This is a genomic window from Cereibacter sp. Soil_C_27 (assembly GCF_057657095.1).
Genome location: NZ_JBDGJD010000002.1, coordinates 63716 through 81433, shown reverse-complemented (window position 1 = coordinate 81433; position 17718 = coordinate 63716). Strand labels below are relative to the sequence as shown.

14 protein-coding genes are annotated in these 17718 nt (G+C 69.0%); 8 read left to right on the top strand and 6 right to left on the bottom strand.

What is annotated here, in order from left to right:
• Positions 1-133: 133 nt before the first annotated feature.
• Positions 134-1351: a glycosyltransferase gene (locus AC3A5Z_RS07300; RefSeq protein WP_487518723.1), complete on the bottom strand. Its 1218-nt coding sequence runs from the start codon at positions 1349-1351 to the stop codon at positions 134-136.
• Between the two features lie 241 nt (positions 1352-1592).
• On the opposite strand from AC3A5Z_RS07300, the gene AC3A5Z_RS07295 reads away from it, so the two are divergent.
• Positions 1593-2843 (top strand): polysaccharide biosynthesis/export family protein, encoded by a 1251-nt coding sequence (locus AC3A5Z_RS07295; protein WP_487518722.1) that lies wholly within the window; start codon positions 1593-1595, stop codon positions 2841-2843.
• Between the two features lie 111 nt (positions 2844-2954).
• Here AC3A5Z_RS07295 and AC3A5Z_RS07290 read toward each other — a convergent pair whose 3' ends face one another.
• The 3 genes from AC3A5Z_RS07290 to AC3A5Z_RS07280 all read right to left on the bottom strand — a co-directional run bounded on the left by AC3A5Z_RS07290 (position 2955) and on the right by AC3A5Z_RS07280 (position 7046).
• Positions 2955-3689 (bottom strand): sugar transferase, encoded by a 735-nt coding sequence (locus tag AC3A5Z_RS07290; RefSeq protein ID WP_487518721.1) that lies wholly within the window; start codon positions 3687-3689, stop codon positions 2955-2957.
• A 106-nt stretch (positions 3690-3795) separates the two neighbouring features.
• Positions 3796-5673, bottom strand: a complete 1878-nt coding sequence (locus AC3A5Z_RS07285; protein WP_487518720.1) for a P-loop NTPase family protein — start codon at positions 5671-5673, stop codon at positions 3796-3798.
• Positions 5674-5840: 167 nt separating this feature from the next.
• Positions 5841-7046, bottom strand: a complete 1206-nt coding sequence (locus AC3A5Z_RS07280; protein ID WP_487518719.1) for a class I SAM-dependent methyltransferase — start codon at positions 7044-7046, stop codon at positions 5841-5843.
• 306 nt (positions 7047-7352) lie between these two features.
• Between AC3A5Z_RS07280 and rfbF the strand changes: the two genes are divergently transcribed.
• From rfbF to AC3A5Z_RS07245, 7 genes are read left to right on the top strand one after another with little or no spacing between them, the layout of a single operon-like run.
• Positions 7353-8174, top strand: coding sequence for a glucose-1-phosphate cytidylyltransferase (rfbF, locus tag AC3A5Z_RS07275; RefSeq protein WP_487518718.1), 822 nt, complete (start codon positions 7353-7355; stop codon positions 8172-8174).
• Positions 8138-10429: an NAD-dependent epimerase/dehydratase family protein gene (locus tag AC3A5Z_RS07270; protein WP_487518717.1), complete on the top strand. Its 2292-nt coding sequence runs from the start codon at positions 8138-8140 to the stop codon at positions 10427-10429. The genes rfbF and AC3A5Z_RS07270 overlap by 37 nt, the downstream gene beginning before the upstream one ends.
• Positions 10429-11655, top strand: a complete 1227-nt coding sequence (locus AC3A5Z_RS07265; protein WP_487518716.1) for a class I SAM-dependent methyltransferase — start codon at positions 10429-10431, stop codon at positions 11653-11655. Before AC3A5Z_RS07270 ends, AC3A5Z_RS07265 begins: the two co-directional genes overlap by 1 nt.
• Before the next feature lie 3 nt (positions 11656-11658).
• Complete coding sequence (locus AC3A5Z_RS07260) at positions 11659-12615, top strand: glycosyltransferase family 2 protein (RefSeq protein ID WP_487518715.1); 957 nt, start codon at positions 11659-11661, stop codon at positions 12613-12615.
• On the top strand, positions 12608-13552 hold the full coding sequence (locus AC3A5Z_RS07255) for a hypothetical protein (RefSeq protein ID WP_487518714.1): 945 nt from the start codon (positions 12608-12610) through the stop codon (positions 13550-13552). The genes AC3A5Z_RS07260 and AC3A5Z_RS07255 overlap by 8 nt, the downstream gene beginning before the upstream one ends.
• Positions 13549-14997 carry a lipopolysaccharide biosynthesis protein gene (locus AC3A5Z_RS07250; protein WP_487518713.1) on the top strand — a complete coding sequence of 483 codons (1449 nt, stop codon included), beginning with the start codon at positions 13549-13551 and terminating at the stop codon, positions 14995-14997. The genes AC3A5Z_RS07255 and AC3A5Z_RS07250 overlap by 4 nt, the downstream gene beginning before the upstream one ends.
• A gap of 3 nt (positions 14998-15000) precedes the next feature.
• Positions 15001-16308, top strand: a complete 1308-nt coding sequence (locus tag AC3A5Z_RS07245; protein ID WP_487518712.1) for a glycosyltransferase family 4 protein — start codon at positions 15001-15003, stop codon at positions 16306-16308.
• Here the strand turns inward: AC3A5Z_RS07245 and AC3A5Z_RS07240 are convergent.
• A complete protein-coding gene (locus AC3A5Z_RS07240) occupies positions 16290-16928 on the bottom strand; it encodes a methyltransferase domain-containing protein (protein ID WP_487518711.1) in 639 nt (212 codons plus the stop codon). The two genes, AC3A5Z_RS07245 and AC3A5Z_RS07240, sit on opposite strands and share 19 nt — an antisense overlap.
• Positions 16929-16931: 3 nt before the next feature.
• Positions 16932-17681 carry an FkbM family methyltransferase gene (locus AC3A5Z_RS07235; RefSeq protein ID WP_487518710.1) on the bottom strand — a complete coding sequence of 250 codons (750 nt, stop codon included), beginning with the start codon at positions 17679-17681 and terminating at the stop codon, positions 16932-16934.
• Between the last annotated feature and the right edge of the window lie 37 nt (positions 17682-17718).

Here is a 17718-nt window from a genome sequence, read left to right as displayed (position 1 = left end):
ATGTCAGCGACAATCCAGAGACAATCCACAGCGACCATCGCAGAACACTGGACAACGCGCGGCGGACTGAGTCTGCGCGCAGAGCGTCGCCCCGATGCACACCCGCACCATCACGCTCCGGGGGCACCAGACCTCAATGCACGAAGTCCGGCGCGTCGCAGGCGGTGATCGCACGGGAGATGGCGGCGAGGATCTCGCTGTCGAAGCGCTCTGCCGAGAACCGTTGGGCGTTGGCGCGGCAGGCCGCCGGGTCGATGGCATCGCCGCTCTGCTCGAAGGCTTCGACCGCCGCCTGCACCGAGGCGACAGACTGCTCGGAGAACAGCACCCCCGTCGGCCGCGCTGCCCCCAGAGGGCGCACGATGTCGCGCACCCCGCCCCGACCGAGCGCGATGACCGGCGTGCCGCAGGCCTGCGCCTCGGCCAGCGCGATGCCGAAATCCTCGCAGCCGGCGAAGATCATCGCCTTGGCGTTGCGCAGGGTGTCGATGTAGTCGCTGCGCTCCAGATAGCCGGTGAAGCGGATGTTCGGCGCCGCCAGCGCCCGCAGCGCCTCGGATTGCTGGCCGCCGCCCACCACCAGCAGCTTGCGCTCCGGCATCTCGCGGAAGGCACGCAGCACCAGATCGGTGCGCTTGTAGGGCGCGAGAAAACTCGCCGCGACGTAGTAGTCGGATTTCTTCGGCGTGAAGGGCATTTCCTCGATCTCCACCGGCGGGTGGATCACCGAGGCATCGCGGCCGTAGATATGGCGAATGCGCGCCCGGACAAATTCGGAATTGGCGACCATCAGATCGGGCCCATGCGCCGTGCGCGCATCCCAAATCCGCAGCCGGTGCAGCATGTGGCGGAACAGCAGCCCCTTCGGCCCGAAGCCGAGACCGGCCTGATCCATGTAGGTGAACTGCTCGTCCCAGGCATAACGCGGCGGGCTGTGGACATAGCACAGATGCGGCTGGTCCGGCCGGGTCAGCACCCCGCGGGCGAAGGCTGCCGAAGAGGACAGCACGAGATCGAAGCCCGTCACGTCGAACTGTTCGACGAACATCGGACAGAGCGGGAAGAGCGAGCGGTAGTAGCGCCGCACCCCGGGCCAGCGGTTCATCGGCGAGGTGTGGAACACCGTGCCGGGGAAATGGCGCGCCTTGATCTCGGGATCGAGGAAATCGAACAGAGTGAACACTTCTGCCCGCGGGAAGAGCCGGCAGAACCGGGCCAGCACCCGCTCGCCGCCGCGGAAATCCGGGCACCAGTCATGGACGATGGCGACCTTGAGATCCGGCAGGGTCGTCGTGGCCGGAATCGCAACGGGTTCCCCGTCGGCCCCCGGCGCCGTGAGCAGTTGCAGCATCCGCCTGTCCCCCTGTCTTCCTGTGCGGTGCACCCGTGGTCTCGGAGCATGGGCGCGCCTCCCTCCCGGTGGACCCGCGACTGCGGTCGCGTGCCATCCTCCCTTCGGCGGGCCTACCTCCCCCGATGACGGAGTCCTCCTCCCTCCGGCAGAGCGGCGGCACCAATGGACGGTCGCGCGCCTGCGTCCTCCGGCGCCAGACTGGCGGCGGGCGTGGGCGGGCAACGAGAAGAGGCGCGGGATGGCAGCTGCTGTGCGGAAACGAGCGAGGTCTCCCGCGGTTGGGCTTGCGGCTCTGGCGCTGGCTGCCCTGCTGCCCACGGGGCCCCTCGCGGCACAGGAGGCCTATCGGCTCGGGCCGGAGGACCGGATCCGGCTGAAGGTCTTCGAATGGCGTGCCTCGCGGGACGAGACCTTCAGCTGGGAGGCGCTCAACGACGAATACGCGCTCGGCAGCGCGGGCGAGTTGTCCCTGCCGCTGGTCGGTCAGATCGAGGCCGCCGGGGCCACCCGCGACGAGCTTGCCGCGCGGATCAGCGCCCAGCTGTCGGAGCGGCTCGGCCTCGGTCGTCAGCCGAGCGTCGCCGTCGAGATCGTCGAATACCGCCCCTTCTACATCCTGGGCCCAGTCGCCGAGCCCGGTGCCTACCCCTATCGCCCCGGGCTGACCGTGCTACGCGCCGTCAGCCTTGCCGGCGGCCTCGGCACCCGCTCTGAAGACCAGGAGCGCGAGGTCATCGCTGGCGAGGGCGAGCTGGAGATCCTGCAGCTCGACCGCGACGCGGCACAGGCCCGGATCGCGCGGCTGGCGGCGGAGCTTACTGCCGCCGAGACCTTCACGCCGCCGCCGGAGCTCGCCGTGCGGATCGGCGAGCCCGCGGTGAGCCAGCTGATCGCTCAGGAACAGGCGATCTTCGCCGCCCGGCGCGAGGCCTATCGCACCAAGCTTGCGGCGCTGGAACAGCTGCGGGTCGACCTGCAGACCGAGGTCCCGGCGCAGCGCGCCATGCTCGAGAATGTCGAGATGCAGGTGCGTTCGCTGCGCGAGGATCTCGACACGGTAAGCGAGGTGGTGGCCACGATGCAGGCCCGCAGCATGGAGCGCGAGATTGCCAAGCTCGACGGTGAGCGCCTGCGGGTGGAGACGAGCCTGTTGCGCGCCCAGCAGGAGGTCAGCCGGGCTCAGTTGTCGATCATCGACCTCCAGACCCAGCGCACGCTGGATCTCGCGGAGGAGTTGCGCGAGGCCCATGCGCTGCTCGAACAGACGGAGCGGCGGATCGGCACCACGGCGGAGCTGATCGATCAGGCCGAGATGAGCGATCCGACGTCTCTCGCGACATCGAACCCGCGGCTGACCACGGTCTATTCGATCGTGCGGGAGGAGGCGGAGGGCGCGCAGGAGCTCGCCGCCGATGCCACGACCCCGGTCGCACCGGGCGATGTGATCAAGGTGGAGCTGCAGCGGGTGAGCCCGGCGGGCGAAATGTAAGATCCAAGGCCGGGCTTTCTGCGAAAGCCCGGAAGGACGATCTTTCTGCGAAAGATCAGGCCCGGCGTTTTCGCAGAAAACGCGCCTTGAAGGATCTTGGCAGAAGATCCTTCAGGCCGCGTCGTCCAGCCTCGCGACGACCACCACCGTCCGCAGCAGGATCTTCAGATCGCGCCGCAGCGACCAGCCCCGCACGTAGTCCTCGTCCAGCGCCACGCGCCGGTCGTAGCCGACCGAGCTGCGGCCACTGACCTGCCAGAGCCCCGTCATCCCCGGACGCGCCGAGAGATAGCGCGGCGCCCGCTCGCCGTAGCGGTCGAGTTCCTCCGCCGTGACCGGCCGCGGCCCGACGCAGCTCATCTCGCCGCGCAGCACGTTCAGCAGCTGGGGCAATTCGTCCATGCTGGATTTCCGCAGCGCGCGACCGACGAAGGTGATGCGCGGATCGTCCCGCAGCTTGCGGGTTTCATTCCACTCCCGCTCGGCCTCGGGATCGGCGTCGAAATGGCGGCGCAGAGCCGCGTCGGGGTTGTTGATCATCGAGCGGAACTTCAGGCAACCGAAGCGCCGGTGACGAAAGCCGATCCGCTCATGCGCATAGAAGACCGGGCGGCCCATGGTGACGAGGATCAGGAGCGCGATCATCAGCATCAGCGGCGTCAGCGTCACCAGCGCGACAATGGCGATCAGCAGATCGGCGACGCGCTTGACGGCGCCGCCGACCGGCCGGACCCCGGCCTCATCGTGATCGGAGCCGTGCAGCCGCACCGCCTCGAGGAACTCGTCGAAGCCGCGCGCCGCCCCTTGCGACGCGCTCTCCGAGAGGGGGGAAGGGAAATCAGTCATGGAGGCTCCAGATCTGCTGTCGTTCCGGGCCGCGCCAAGCGGCCCACCCGCGCCCATCCTGTGACGGCGCCGGGGGACGCCGGGCGTCAAAAAAGATGTAGAGGGCTTATCGGATTGGGTGGTCCGCCGCCTTTTTATCGGCGGAGCGGCCCGGCCGCGCCCTCGACCGCGGCGTCCCGGTCAGCACGACCCCAAGCAGCGGCGCCCCAAGCGCGCCCGAGATCCGCACCGCCTCGCCCACGGCTTCCAGCGGGGTCTCGCCCCAGGCTGCGAGGATCATCACGAAGTCGAGGCCGGGAGCGCCGGGCAGAGCGTCGATGGCCCGCTCGATCGGCGGCAGATCGACGATCACCACATCATAGGGCTGCTCGAGGCTCTTCCAGCCGCGCTCCGTCATCCCCGCCTGCCCGGCCGGCATCAGGTCGAACCAGCCGTCATGCCGCAGTGGCTTGCCCGTCTCGCCCTCCTGCCCCGCCGAGAGATGCGGATAGGCGGCGCTGAGGCTTGCGGGATGCGGATCGCAATCGACGACCAGCGTCCGGTAGCCCGCCTGCACGCAGGCAAGCCCGAGCCCCAGCGCGGTGACACTCTTGCCCTCGCCACGCAGTGCCGAGGTCAGGCCCACCGCCACCGGCCCGCCTCCCCGGGCATTGACCCGCACGGCGGTCTTCAGCCGCGTCAGCGCCGCCACGAAGCGCGATCCGGGGTCGAGCTCGCCGGCGGCGAGCAGGCGGCGCTCCCGGCTCCAGCCCGACATGCGCGGGATCTCGGCGATGCAATCCACCCCCAGATCGGCGCGGATCTGCCGGGGCGAGCGGATCGAGCTGTCGAGGCTTTCGCGCGCGAAGGCCGCGCCGAGCCCGAGCAGCAGCCCCACCAGACCGCCGAAGGCGAGGCTGATCTTGGTATTGGGGCGGCTCTTCTCGAAGGGCTCCGCCGCCGGGGTGATCACCCGTATCGCGGAATAGGGGAAGGACTGATACTGCACCGAGGCGGTATAGGCCTCCAGCACGCTGCCATAGAGCTTGCGGTAGGTGTCGGCTGTCGCCTCCAGCTCCTCCAGCGTGGCTTCCTCCTTCACCTCGCCGCCCGCGGGATCGAGCGAGGTGATGGTGGCGACATCCGCCGGGGCCGCCTCGGGGATGCCGAAGTCGTGGTGCGCCCGGAAGGTCTGCGCCGCCTGGGTCGCCATGTTCAGCTTGCGCCTGAGCTCGTTCAGCCGTTCCTCGAGCCAGGCGTTGCCCTGCTGGATCGCCGCGATCTTCGACAGCACCTGTTCGCGCAGATAGGCGTCGGCGGTCGCATTGGCGATCTGCGCCGCGCGCGCGCTGTCGCGCGAGCTGAAGGCGATCTCGATGACATAGGAGACGCTGACGCGGCTGACGCCGAGCTTGCTCTGGAAGATCGCCAGCGCCAGACGGCGTGGATCGATAGGGGTTTCGGCGGCGCCGACGATGGGGGTCGCCTTGTCCTGGGGTTCCGCCTCGGCGCGGCGCAGGTTGCGGTCGCGCCAGTTGTAGACCTGCGAGGGATCGACGAGCCCGGATTTCAGCAGGAGCTCGGCCACCGAATTCACCAGCATGTCGAGCCGCGAGGGTTTCTGGCCCTGGAACTCCGGATCGTTGGTCAGGTCGAGCGCGTCGATCACCATGGTCGCGATCAGCTCGGAGCGCAGCAGGGTGGTCTGGCTTTCCACCTCGGCGGTGTCGAGCGAGGTTTCGACCGAGCGGCCTTCCGTGTTCAGGACCTCCGGCGTCCGCGGGTCGATCAGGATCTGGGCGCGCGCGGTGAAGGTCGGCTCCTGCGAGGCGACGTTGAGCCAGGAGAGCAGGAGGCTCGCCAGCATGCAGCCGAAGATCACCCAGGCATGACGGCGCGCGAAAGCGAAAAGCTCGCCGCGGCTGACGCCACCATCGTCTGCGGCGACGGCCAGACGCTCCTGGCGCAGGTCGGGTCGGATCAGGTTGGATTTGCGCTCAAGCACGGGTCGACCTCACTCGCGCATCGCCCGGCAGAAGCGAGCGCCTCTTTCGAGATGTGCGGTCCGCGGCCCGCCCCCTCGCCCGGATGGTACACTGCGCTCCGCACCCCCCGTGCACCGCAAAAAGCGGTAGGCTCCTCCCCCTCGCCCCTTCTGCCGCGCGTTCGGGCTCATGCGGTGACGAGCACCGGCGAGAGGCCGAGTTCGGCCAGCCGCGCCGCCACCTCGTCGCGGTAGACCCCGTTCATCAGGATCACGCGGTCCGGTCGGTAAGTGGTCAGGAACTCGGGCGAGACGACCTCGGCGCCGCTGCCCGGCAGGAAGCGCCCGACCTTGCGGGGGTTGAGATCGACGGCATAGGCGATCGGACAGGGCTGCTGCGCGTCGAGAAAGCTCACCCCCTTGGACCCTGCACCCCAGATAACCACCCGCTCGCCCGCCGCGGCCCAGCCCGCCACTGCCTGCTGCCACCCACCGCGCATCGCGGCAAAGCGTGTGGCGAAGGGCTCCGCCCCCGCCGCTTTGCCTCGCGCAAGGGCAGGCAGCACCCCGGCGGGCGCAGGACGCGCCTCGATCCCGAGGTACTGGCCAGAGAACAGCCCGTAGGTGGCGATGACCTCGAAGCCGCAGCGGCGGAACAGCGTGGTCAGCGAGTCGCTGCCGAAGTAGGAGCAGTGCTCATAGATCAGATCCCAGATGCCCTCGCCCTCGAAGCTGTGCGCGGCATTCGGCACCTCGAAGAACAGCCGCGTGTCGGCGGTGACGGCGGGCGAGCGGCGGATCTCCTCGAGGAAGTCCACCGGATCGGCGATATGCTCCAGCACCTGCCGGCAGATCAGGAAGTCGATCGGCGGCAGGTCCAGCCGGTGCGAGAAGAACTCGGGCACGAGGGTGACGTCGGCACCCGCGGCAGAGGCGGGCGGGCGCGGCGGGCAGCTGCGGTCGTAGCCGAGGCCCCGGTTGCCGCCAAGCCTGCAGATCAGCGCGAGGAAATCGCCGAGCCCGCAGCCCACATCGACCACGAGCTTGCCGTGCAGGTCGTAGCGGGCGACGAGCCGCGCGGCGAGCTCCCCGGCATAGGCGCTGAAATGCGCTGAATGGTGCAGCGAATTCTCATAATCCGGGGTGTAGTCGAGCGCGGCGGGGTCGAAGGCCGTGTTGCAGACATGGCCGCAGGCCCCGCAGGCCGCCAGCGCGAGGAGGCCCCGCGCGGCGCCAATGGCCGCAACCCGGTCGGGCCGCAGCACGTTGCAGTAGAGCGGCGCGGAGAAGGGCGGCAGGATCTCTTCCAAAGCCTCGCCCCCGCAGACCGGGCAGGCCCCGAGCGCAAGCGGCACGGCTTCTGCCGCGACCGAAACGGGCTGTCGTCTCTGCATTGCCTCACTCCTCCTGGGCCGCGGCGAACGGGAAAAGGCTAGGTCGCTTGCGAGCCTGCGTGCCACTACGCCTTTCGAGACGTGCTGCCCCCGACCCGGTCAGGGCTGCGCGCCTCCAGTCGCACCGCCTGAGGGGCATACGCCCAATTTGCCGCATCCTCTCACGCAAGGACTACGCCCCCCGCCGAATGTCCGCCTCATCGCCCGGACCCCGCCGCCCATTATCGGGCCAAGGCGGTCGGCGCTGGCCGGTCGTCGTTTGGCCACGCCCGGCGGGATCGGGCACGTGCGTTCTGGAGGACGGAAATGAAGGTTGCGATCCTTGCGGGAGGTCATGGCACGAGGCTTGCCGAGGAAACCCAGGTGCGCCCGAAGCCCATGGTGGAGATCGGCGGACGGCCGATCCTGTGGCACATCATGATGCATTACTCGCGCTACAACCTGAACGAATTCGTCGTCGCGCTCGGTTACAAGGGCGAGTACATCAAACGCTATTTCGCGGATTACTGCTCGCTGAACGGCGATCTCACGGTGCGGATGGACGGGCGCAACGGCGCCACCGTGCAGACCCACGAGGCGCCGCATCCGCCATGGACCATCGACCTGGTCGAGACCGGCGCCGAGACCCTGACCGGCGGGCGGGTCAAGCGGCTCGCGCACCGGCTGCACGGCAGCACCTTCATGCTGACCTGGGGCGACGGGGTGTCGAACGTCGACCTCGACGAGCTGCTGGCCTTTCATCGCAGCCACGGCAAGCTCGCCACGGTCACCGCCGTGCGCCCGCCCGCCCGCTATGGCCACATGGTCTTCGACGGCGCCTGCGTGACGCGGTTTTCCGAAAAGCCGCAGGCCGCCGAGGGCTGGATCAACGGCGCCTTCTTCGTGCTGGAGAAGAAGGTCCTCGAATACATCCGCGACGACCAGACCATGTTCGAGCACGAGCCGCTCGAACGTCTCGCACGCGACGGCCAGCTGATGGCCTATCACCACCACGGCTTCTGGGCCTGCATGGACACTCTTCGCGACAAGACCAAGCTCGAAGAGATGTGGGCTGCCGGCAATCGCCCTTGGGCAACTTGGGAAAGGGATCCATGCGTATTCTCGTCACCGGCAATCGCGGTTACATAGGCGTCGTCCTCACGCGGCTTCTCGTCGAGGCCGGTCATCAGGTGACCGGATGCGACACCGATCTCTACAGCCGCTGCAGCTTCGCCCCTGGCGGTCCGCTGCCCGACATCCCGACCCTGACCAAGGACATCCGCGACCTCGACCTCGCCGATGTCGCGGGCTTCGACGGCATCGCCCATCTGGCGGGCCTCTCGAACGATCCGCTGGGCGATCTCGACCCCGAGGTCACCTACGCGATCAACCAGCACGCGGCAGTGCGGCTGGCGACGCTGGCCAAGCAGGCCGGGGTGCCGCGCTTTGCCTTCGCCTCCTCCTGCTCGATCTATGGCGCCGCCGGGGACGACTTCATCGACGAGAGCGCCGAGATGCGCCCGGTGACGCCCTACGGCCGCTCGAAGGCGCTGGCGGAGCGGGATATTTCCGCCCTGGCCGATGCCAGCTTCTGCCCGACCTTCCTGCGCCCGGCCACGGCCTACGGGCTCTCGCCGCGCATCCGCTTCGATCTGGTGCTGAACAACCTCGCGGCCTGGGCCACGACGACGGGCAGGATCTTGATGAAGTCCGACGGCACGCCCTGGCGGCCCATCGCCCATATCGAGGATATCTCGCGCGCCTTCCTCGCCGTTCTGGAGGCCGATCCGGCTCTGGTCTGGAATGAGGCCTTCAACGTCGGCATCACCGACCAGAATTACCGCATCCGCGAGCTGGCCGAGATCATCGCCGCCGCAGCGCCCCGGTGCCGGATCGACTATGCCGAGGGCGCCGGCCCAGACCCGCGCTGCTACCGGGTGAACTTCGACAAGATCCGCTCCGCCCTGCCCGCCTTCCAGCCCATCTGGAATGCCGAGAAGGGCGCGCGGCAGCTGCTCGACGCCTATGGCTCGGCCGGGCTCACGCTGGAGGAGTTCGAAGGCCCGCGCTACCAGCGCGTCGCCCATGTGCGCAAGCTGATCGACCTCGGCGCCATCGACCGCACCCTGCGCCCGACCGCGCCGGCGCCAGCCGACCCCGAAATCGCCGCCTTCGCCAAGGCCTGTGCCGAAGCGCACTGCCATTCCTGCGATGCGCAGGGCGTGCTGCCGGTGCTGGATCTGGGCGCGATGCCGAAATCCGACGGGTTGGTGAGCGACGGACGGCGCGGCGGCGAGCCGCGCTATCCGCTGCGGCTGGCCTATTGCCCGGCCTGTGCACTGGTGCAGCTCCTGGAGACGCCGCCGCCGGAAGAGATGTTCGGCAAGGATTACCTCTACTTCTCCTCCTTCTCGCCCGCGCTTCTCGATCATGCCCGCCGCAACGCCGAGGAGCTGATCGCCCGGCTCGATCTTGGCCCCGACAGTCTGGTGGTCGAACCGGCGAGCAATGACGGCTATCTGCTGAGCAACTTCGCCAAGGTCGGCATCCCGGTGCTCGGCGTCGAGCCGGCGCCACGGCAGGCCAAGGCGGCGCGGCAGGCGAATGTGCCGACGCGCTCGGCCTTCTTCACCGCCGCCTTCGCGCGCTCTGTGCGCGAGGAGGGGCTGGCCGCCGATCTGCTGATCGCCAACAACGTGCTTGCCCATGTCGCGGATCAGAACGATTTCGTGGCGGGCGTCCGGACCATCCTGAAGGACAGCGGCACGGCGGTCTTCGAGTTTCCCTATCTGCGCGACCTGATCGAGCATGTGGAGTTCGACACGATCTACCACGAGCACCAGTGCTACTTCTCGGTCACCAGCGCCGATGCGCTGTTCCGCAGGAACGGGCTCTACGTCAACGACGTGCGCCGCCTGCCGATCCACGGCGGATCGCTGCGGCTCTTCGTCGGCAAGACGGAAGCCCGCTCGCCCGCGGTGGAGAGCATCCTTGCGGAGGAACGCGCCTTGGGGATGGACAGCTACGCCTTCTACACCGATTTCGCCCAGCGCGTCGCCGACTTCCGCCGACGGGCCCGCGCCCTGATCGCCGGGCTCAAGGCCGACGGCAAGCGCATCGCGGCCTACGGGGCGGCGGCCAAGGGCACGATCATGCTCAACTATCTGGGGCTGAACGAGCGGACGATCGACTATGTGGTCGACAAGAACGTGCACAAGCATGGCAAATACATGCCCGGCGTCGGGCTCGAGGTCTGCGACCCGGCACGGCTGACCGCCGATCACCCGGATTACGTGGTGATCCTGCCGTGGAACTTCCGGCAGGAGATCATCGCCGAGCAGACACCCTATCGCGAGCGCGGCGGCCAGTTCATCGTGCCGATCCCCAATCTGGAGATCGTCTGATGGATACGCTTGCCCTCCCGGCCCGGGCCGAGGGCCGGACGGCCACCGCCTGCCCCTCCTGCGGCGGTGGCCTGCTCGAGCCGCTCTATCAGGTGTCATCGGTGCCGCTGCACAGCTGCATCCTGCTCGACACTCCCGAGGCGGCACGCAATTTCCCGCGGCGGGATATCGAGCTTCTGCTCTGTCAGGACTGCGGCTTTGCCTTCAACGCGATCTTTGACGAGCCGGCCATGGCCTATGCGTCGAACTTCGAGGAGTCGCAGCATTTCTCCGACACGTTCAACAGCTTCGCCCGCGATCTTGCCGACGAGATCGTGCGGACCTGCGAAGCACCCGGCAAGCAGATCGTCGAGATCGGCTGCGGCAAGGGCGAGTTTCTCGACCGGCTCTGCCATGCTGCCGGTGCGACCGGTGTGGGGATCGACCCGGCCTACCGTGCCGACCCCGGGCGCACCTCTGCCGAGAACGGGGTGCGCTTCCTGCCGGAGTGGTTCGGCCCGCAGCACCACACGCTGCCCGCCGATCTGGTGGTCTGCCGCCACACGCTCGAACATATCGCCCCGGTCGGCGCCTTCGTCGGCACCATCGCCCGGATGATCGGCGGGCGCGAGGATGTCTGGGTGGTGTTCGAGACACCCGACTTCGCGCGGGTGCTGGAGGAAGGCGCCTTCTGGGACATCTACTACGAGCATTGCTCCTACTTCACCGCCGCGACCCATGCCGACCTCTTCGAGCGCGAGGGGCTGGCGGTCGAAAGGCTGGAGCTGCTCTACGGCGGGCAATACATCGTGCAATACGCCCGCCCGACCGCCGGAGGGGCGCGCCGGGCCGAACCCGATCCCGGGGCGGTTGCCGAGATGCGGCGGCTGGCGAGCGGCTTTCCCGCCCGGGTCCGCGAGAGCCAGGCCTACTGGCGCGACCGGCTCCGTCAGGCGCATGCGGCGGGGCGGCGGGTGGTGCTCTGGGGGGGAGGGTCGAAGGCGGTGTCCCTGGTGACGACGCTCGGCCTCGGCGAGGAGATTGCCGCGGTGGTGGACATCAACCCCTACAAGCAGGGCAAGTTTCTGCCCGGCAGCGGCCATGCCGTGATCGCACCCGAGGCGCTCGCCGCCCATGCGCCCGATCTGGTGGTGGTGATGAACCCGCTCTATCGCGCCGAGGTGGCAGAGCAGCTGGACCGTCTCGGCATCCCGGCCGAGGTGACGGCCCTCACCGGCATCGGCTGAGCAATGGCCCCGCTGGTGACCCTCGCCATCCCGGTGCGCAACGGTGAGGCCTATCTCGCGCAGACCCTCGCCTCGATCCGGGCGCAGAGCTTTGGCGATTACGAGCTGCTGATCGTTGACAATGCCTCGACCGACGCCACCCCCGCCATCGCCCGGCATGCGGTGCGCGAGGATGCCCGCATCCGCTATGTCCGCAACGAAACCGATCTGGGCGCGGGGGGCAACTTCAACCGCTGCGTCGAGCTGGCGCGCGGGGAGCTCTTCAAGTGGTGCGCCCATGACGACCTGATCGGCCCGGCCTATCTGGAGCTCTGCGTCGCCGCCCTCGCCGCCCGGCCCGAGGCCGTCCTGGCCTATGGCCCGCTGATCGGCATCGATGCGCAGGGTGCGCGCACCGGCTATGTCGAGGCCCCACTGGCCCTGCCCGAAGGCGCCTCGGCGGCGCTGCGCTTCAAGCTGCTGACCTATCGCCAAGGCCTCGACGCGGCGATCTTCGGACTGCACCGGCGGGCGGCGCTCTTGGAAAGCTCGCTGCACCGGCCCTATTACGGCTCTGATTGCGCCTTGCTGTCGGAGCTCGGCCTGATGGGCGCCTTCGCCTATGTGCCCGGCGCGCCGCTTTACAACCGCGACCACCCCAGCCGTTCGGTGAACCTTGCGAGCACGGACCGTCTCGCCTGGCAGGCCCCCGGCGCGCGGCAGGCCAACCCGCGCGAGTTCACCAGCCGCCTGCGCCATCTGCTGGCCATCGCCTTCCGACACCGCGACCGCGCGCCGCTCCGCGCCACCCTGCCGGCCCTGCTGATCTGGGCCGCGCATCCTCTGCGCTTCGGCCGCCTCGCGCTGGAGGCGGTCGGCAGCGTCTCGCCCCGGCTGCGCTTCCGGCTGCGGGCGGCCGCTTTGTCGGTATTGCGGCTTGTCAACGGCCCGCCGAAGAAGCGGGGCCGGCAGGATGCCTGAACCGCGCCGCCTTCCCGCCACGCTCGGGCGCTCACGCAATCTGGTGGTGGTCCGGGCGGGGCGCAATTCGCTGCACCCGGGCTGGCGCGATCCGCAGAGGCGGGCGGGCTTCGATCTCCTCGTCGCGCGCTACGAGCCGGGGCCGTCGCTGCCCGCGCGTCCCGGCGTGGCCGAGGTTGCCAGCCCCGGCACCAAGGTCGCTGGCTATGCGAGCCTCTTCCGCCGCTATCCGGCGCTGCTCGACCGCTACGATTTCATCGCGCTCTTCGACGACGACCTGCAGATGCGGCAGGCCGACATCGACCGGCTGTTCCGCATCGGCACCCGCTACGGGCTCGACCTGTTCCAGCCGGCGCTGTCCTGGGACAGCCATTTCACCTATGCAGCCCTCCTGCAGAACCCCCATTTCCTGCTGCGCTACACCAATATGGTCGAGATGATGTGCCCGGTCTTCCGCGCCGCGCACCTGCGCCGGGCCCTGCCGCTGTTCGATCTGTCCTTCGAAACCGGCATCGACCTCGTCTGGTGCCGCCTGACCGAGGCCAGCCGCCCGCGCTGTGCGATCGTCGATGCCGTCTCGGTCACCCATACCCGGCCCGTCGGCACCACCAAGAACCGGCAGGGCTTCGCGCCGGACGAGACCTATGACCGGCAGATAAAGGCGCTGCTCGACCGGTTCGACATCAGCTTCCGCGGGACGGTGACCTATGCCGCCGTCGGCCGCGACGGGCGGCATGTCTCGTCTCGGCTGCTCATCGCGGCCCGTTCGCTGACGCTCTGGCGGGCGATCAGGGTCACACCCCTGACCACCCGGCACTTCCTGCGCTTCCTCACCGACTACCTGCGCCACTCGCTGCTGCGCCCGCTCAACCTTTCCCCCGTGGATCTGCGCCAGCCGGCCCCTCCCGAAACCCTCGGCTTGGAGGTGCCGCAATGACCGCGGCCATCGGATCTCGCATTGTCCGGGGTGCGGCATGGAGCGCCGCGGAATCCTGGGGGCGGCATCTCTTCACCTTCGTCATCGTCGTGGTGCTCGCCCGCCAACTCGGTGCCGAGGAGTTCGGTCTTGGGGCGCTGGCATTGGTCGCGCCGACCATCCTCGCGGTGCTGGTGACAAGCGGCCTGCCCGAGGCGCTGGTGCAGCGCCCGCATCTGGAGCCGATCCACCTCGACTCCGCCTTCTGGCTGCTGGTCGCGGTCGGCTGCACGCTCACCGGCCTGATCTGGCTTTCGGCGGAGCCCTTCGCCGGGGCGCTCGACGAGCCGCAGTTGGCGGGGCTCGTCCGCTGGGCCAGCATCATCGTCGCGCTGCAATCGCTGGGCTCGGTCCCCGCGGCCGTGCTGCGGCGGGCACTCGACTTCCGGCTCTTCGCCACGCGCACCGCCATAGGCACCATTGTCGGCGGCACGCTGGGCATCGCCCTCGCCGTCTCGGGCTACGGAGTCTGGAGCCTTGTCCTGATGCAGATCGCCAAGGTCACCGTCGAGTCCGCCGTGCTGCTCGGCTTCGGCCACTGGCGACCCCGGCTGCGCTTTTCCCTGCTGCGCTGCCGCGATCTCTTCGGCTTTGCCGGGCCGCTCGTGCTGCAGTCGCTGTGGAACTTCATCAACGACGAGCTGCCCAAGCTGATCCTCGGCTTTTCCATCGGCACGCAGGCCGTCGGGCTCTTTGCCTTCGCGCGCAGACCTTTGGAATTCCTGACCCAATGCTTCCTCGGCCCGGTGAATGCCGTGACCATGCCCGCCGTCTCGCGCATGCAGGCCGAGCCGGAGCGGATCGGCGCCTTCTTCGCCCGCGCCGTGCGGCTGGCGGCGCTGGTCGGCTTTCCGGTCTTCATCGGCTTTGCCGCCGTCGCCCCCGAGGCCGTGCCGCTGGTGTTCGGCGCGCATTGGGCAGAGGCGGTGCCTGCGGTGCAGCTCCTGATGCTGCTCGGGCTGGTGCGGGTGGTGGACAGCACCTCGGGCCTGTCGCTGCTGGCGCTCGGCCATTCGCGGCTGCTGCTGAAGATGAACATGCTCTACTCGGTCTTCGTCCTCATCGCCCTGCCCATCGCCGCGAAATTCGGCACCGTCGCTGCGGTGGCGGGCATCGTGCTCTGCAATCTGGCGCTGCTGCCGTTCTTCTTCCGCCTGGCCTGGAAGGTCGGCGGCATCGACATCCGACCGGCGCTGGCGACTTTCCCGCGGCTCGCGCTTTGCGCGGCGCTCATGGTCGGGGCGATCGAGCTGTTCCGCAGCCTGGCCCCGAACACGTTGAGCCCCGCGCTGCGGCTCGTGGGCGAGATCGGGATCGGCGGGGTCGGTTTCACCCTCGCCGTGGCGATCCTGCTGCCGGGCGAGCTGCGCTCGCTGACCGACGTGCTCAACCGGCTGCGGCGCTGAGCCATGAAGGTCGCCATCCTCAGCCAGCCCTTCGATCTGGTGCTGCCGCCCGAACAGACCTCCATCGGGCTCTGGAGCTACGAGGTCGCGAGACGTTTCGCAGGAGACTGCGATCTGACGATCCTCGCCCGGAGCAGCTTGACGGCGCCCTCGAAGCAGGTGGGAGACTGGGGGCGGCTGGAGCTTGTGCCCACCGTCCCGCTCCGCCTCTGGTCGCAGGCCTCGCGCATCTGGGCCAAGGCCTGCCCCCCGGCCCATGCGCTGTTCGGCCAGCCGGTCTATGCCTGCGACTACCTGCTCGGCGCGCTGCGCCGCCTGCGCCGGATCGACCCCGACGTGATCCATATCCAGAACTTCGCGCAATTCGCTCCGCCGCTGCGCCGGGCCTTTCCGCGCGCCGCCATCGTGTTGCACATGCATTGCGACTGGCTGGCCGAGCTACCGCAGCGCCCCACCGCCCGGCGTCTGGCAGCGGTCGATACCGTCATCGGCTGCTCTGCCCATGTAGCGGAGGCGGCAGCGAGGCGCTTCGGCCCTCAGGGCCCCCGCTTCACCGTGGTGCCCAACGGCGCACCACCGCCGCCGGCGCCCCGCCCGGGCAGGGAGCGTCAGGGCAAGCGGGTGGTCTTCGTCGGTCGGGTCTCGCCCGAGAAGGGCATCCACACCCTGCTTTCGGCCTGGAGCCGGGTGATCAAGGCGCATCCTTCGGCGCATCTCGACATCATCGGGCCGATGGCAGTGACGCCACGCGAATTTCTGGTGGATCTCAGCACCGACGTCGAGGTGCGCGGCCTCGCCCGCTTCTACCCGCCCGGCGTTTCCGCCGCCGACGCCTATCGCGCAGCGCTGCAGGCGCTGATCCCGCCCCCGCTCGCCCGGAGCGTCAGCTTCATCGGCCACGAGCCGCATCCGCAGGTCATCGATCGGATCGCCCGGGCCTCGGTGCTCACCAACCCCTCGCTGAGCGAAGCCTTCGGCATGAGCCTCGTCGAGGCGCTCTCGGTCGGCACACCGGTCGTCGCCACTCGCGTCGGTGGCATGACCGACATCCTGCAGGCGACCGAAGGCGGACTGCTGATCAGCAAGAACGACCCCGAGGCGCTGGCACAGGCGCTGATCGCCCTCCTTTCCGATCCCTTGAAGGCCGAGGCCTTCGGGCGGCGCGGGGCGGAACGGGTCGGCACGCTCTACGGTTGGGAGCGCATCGCGGGGCTGACGCGCGAGGTCTACCACGAGGCGTGGGCCCGCCGCGACGCGCGGCAAGCCGTCGGAACTGTGCCGCCCGGACTGGCTCAGCCGGGGCGGCGGTAGAAGCTGTAGGTGTGGCGGTATTCGGTGGGCGTCAGCACCTCATGCGCGCCGATCCCGGGAAAGGCTTTGGGCACGAAGCGCTGCAAGGTCGGGCTTTCCGACGGCGGATAGGGCCGCAGCGCCTCGGTATCATTCCAGCCGAGCACGAACCAGCCGCCCGGTTTCAGGCAGGTGAAACAGGCCTCGAAGGACGGCTCCGCCTCCTCGAAAGTCTCGATGGCCGTGCGCATGAAGACGCCGTTGCAGACGATGGCATCAAAATGCTCGGCCGGGGCATGGGTGCCCAGATTGCGCAGCCTGTCGGTCAGATGGTGCGCTCCGCCGAAGCGGCGTTTCTCCGGGTCGATATCGAGCGTCCAGTAGTCCTTGGCGCGGAACAGCCGCCGATAGGGCTGGGTATACCAGTCGCAGCCGACGAAGAGGATGCGCCGGATCTGCGGATCGCCCGCCAGCTCGGCGAGGATCACCGTTTCCAGCAGCCGTCGATCCGGCTGGCGGTGGAAATCGGAGATGGCGCGCGACAGCCCCGGCGCGTGCTGCTGCACGAGCCGCCGCAGCGCCGTCGTAGCCCCGAGCCGTTTGGCCGGACGGGCGAGACGCCTGAGATCAAGAGTGACCATCGCTCAACCCCTCGGCTGGGCGAGGAAATGCGCCACCGACCAACCCGCTCCGGGATACGAAGGCGCCAGCGCCGCCAGCCCGTAGTCGAGCCCGTCGAGCAAGGCCGCCAGTGCCCGCGTCTTCGCGGCCAGACCCTGCTCGGTCGCGTCATCCAGCTCGACGATCAGCAGCGGTGCCTGTGTTCTCAGCGTGTCGGTCATGCCGCGCAGCACCTCGAGCTCGGCGCCTTCCACGTCGATCTTGATCAGCGACGGCGGCCGCAGCCGCCGCTCGTCGATGAAATTGTCCAGCGCCACCACCTCCACCTCCACCGAGCCGCTGCGGTCGGGTGGCGCGCCGACGGAGGCCAGCATCGCCCCGCCGATATGCCGCGCCAGAAGCAGCTCCGACGACCCGGTCGAGGCGCCGACCGCCTTTTCGAAGACGGTCACCCGCTCGAAGCCGTTCAGCAGCGCGGCCCGCTCGATGGCTGCCGCGTTGCGCGCCACCGGCTCGAAGGCATAGACCTGCCCCGCCTGTGCGACCCGACGCGCGGCGAGCATGGTGAAATAGCCGATGTTGGCGCCCACGTCATAGACCACCCCGCCCGGCCCCACGTTGTCGCTGAGTGCCTGCTGCACCGGCAGCTCGTAGGTGCCCAGGGCGATTTCGCGGTCGCCCTTCAGCGGGACGATCTTCAGCCCTGCGCCCTGCCCGCCCCTGATCTCGCGCACGTCCGAGAACAGGCCCGTCAACCCGCCGTAACCCAGCATCGCTGCCTCCTGAAATGCGCCCGCGCGTGGCGGGCAA

Bases quoted from the DNA above. Each gene is read 5' to 3' on its own strand.
- AC3A5Z_RS07300 (WP_487518723.1), bottom strand. From the start codon at position 1,351: ATGCTGCAACTGCTCACGGCGCCGGGGGCCGACGGGGAACCCGTTGCG.
- AC3A5Z_RS07295 (WP_487518722.1), top strand. From the start codon at position 1,593: ATGGCAGCTGCTGTGCGGAAACGAGCGAGGTCTCCCGCGGTTGGGCTT.
- AC3A5Z_RS07290 (WP_487518721.1), bottom strand. From the start codon at position 3,689: ATGACTGATTTCCCTTCCCCCCTCTCGGAGAGCGCGTCGCAAGGGGCG.
- AC3A5Z_RS07280 (WP_487518719.1), bottom strand. From the start codon at position 7,046: ATGCAGAGACGACAGCCCGTTTCGGTCGCGGCAGAAGCCGTGCCGCTT.
- rfbF (WP_487518718.1), top strand. From the start codon at position 7,353: ATGAAGGTTGCGATCCTTGCGGGAGGTCATGGCACGAGGCTTGCCGAG.
- AC3A5Z_RS07270 (WP_487518717.1), top strand. From the start codon at position 8,138: ATGCGTATTCTCGTCACCGGCAATCGCGGTTACATAGGCGTCGTCCTC.
- AC3A5Z_RS07265 (WP_487518716.1), top strand. From the start codon at position 10,429: ATGGATACGCTTGCCCTCCCGGCCCGGGCCGAGGGCCGGACGGCCACC.
- AC3A5Z_RS07260 (WP_487518715.1), top strand. From the start codon at position 11,659: ATGGCCCCGCTGGTGACCCTCGCCATCCCGGTGCGCAACGGTGAGGCC.
- AC3A5Z_RS07255 (WP_487518714.1), top strand. From the start codon at position 12,608: ATGCCTGAACCGCGCCGCCTTCCCGCCACGCTCGGGCGCTCACGCAAT.
- AC3A5Z_RS07250 (WP_487518713.1), top strand. From the start codon at position 13,549: ATGACCGCGGCCATCGGATCTCGCATTGTCCGGGGTGCGGCATGGAGC.
- AC3A5Z_RS07245 (WP_487518712.1), top strand. From the start codon at position 15,001: ATGAAGGTCGCCATCCTCAGCCAGCCCTTCGATCTGGTGCTGCCGCCC.
- AC3A5Z_RS07240 (WP_487518711.1), bottom strand. From the start codon at position 16,928: ATGGTCACTCTTGATCTCAGGCGTCTCGCCCGTCCGGCCAAACGGCTC.
- AC3A5Z_RS07235 (WP_487518710.1), bottom strand. From the start codon at position 17,681: ATGCTGGGTTACGGCGGGTTGACGGGCCTGTTCTCGGACGTGCGCGAG.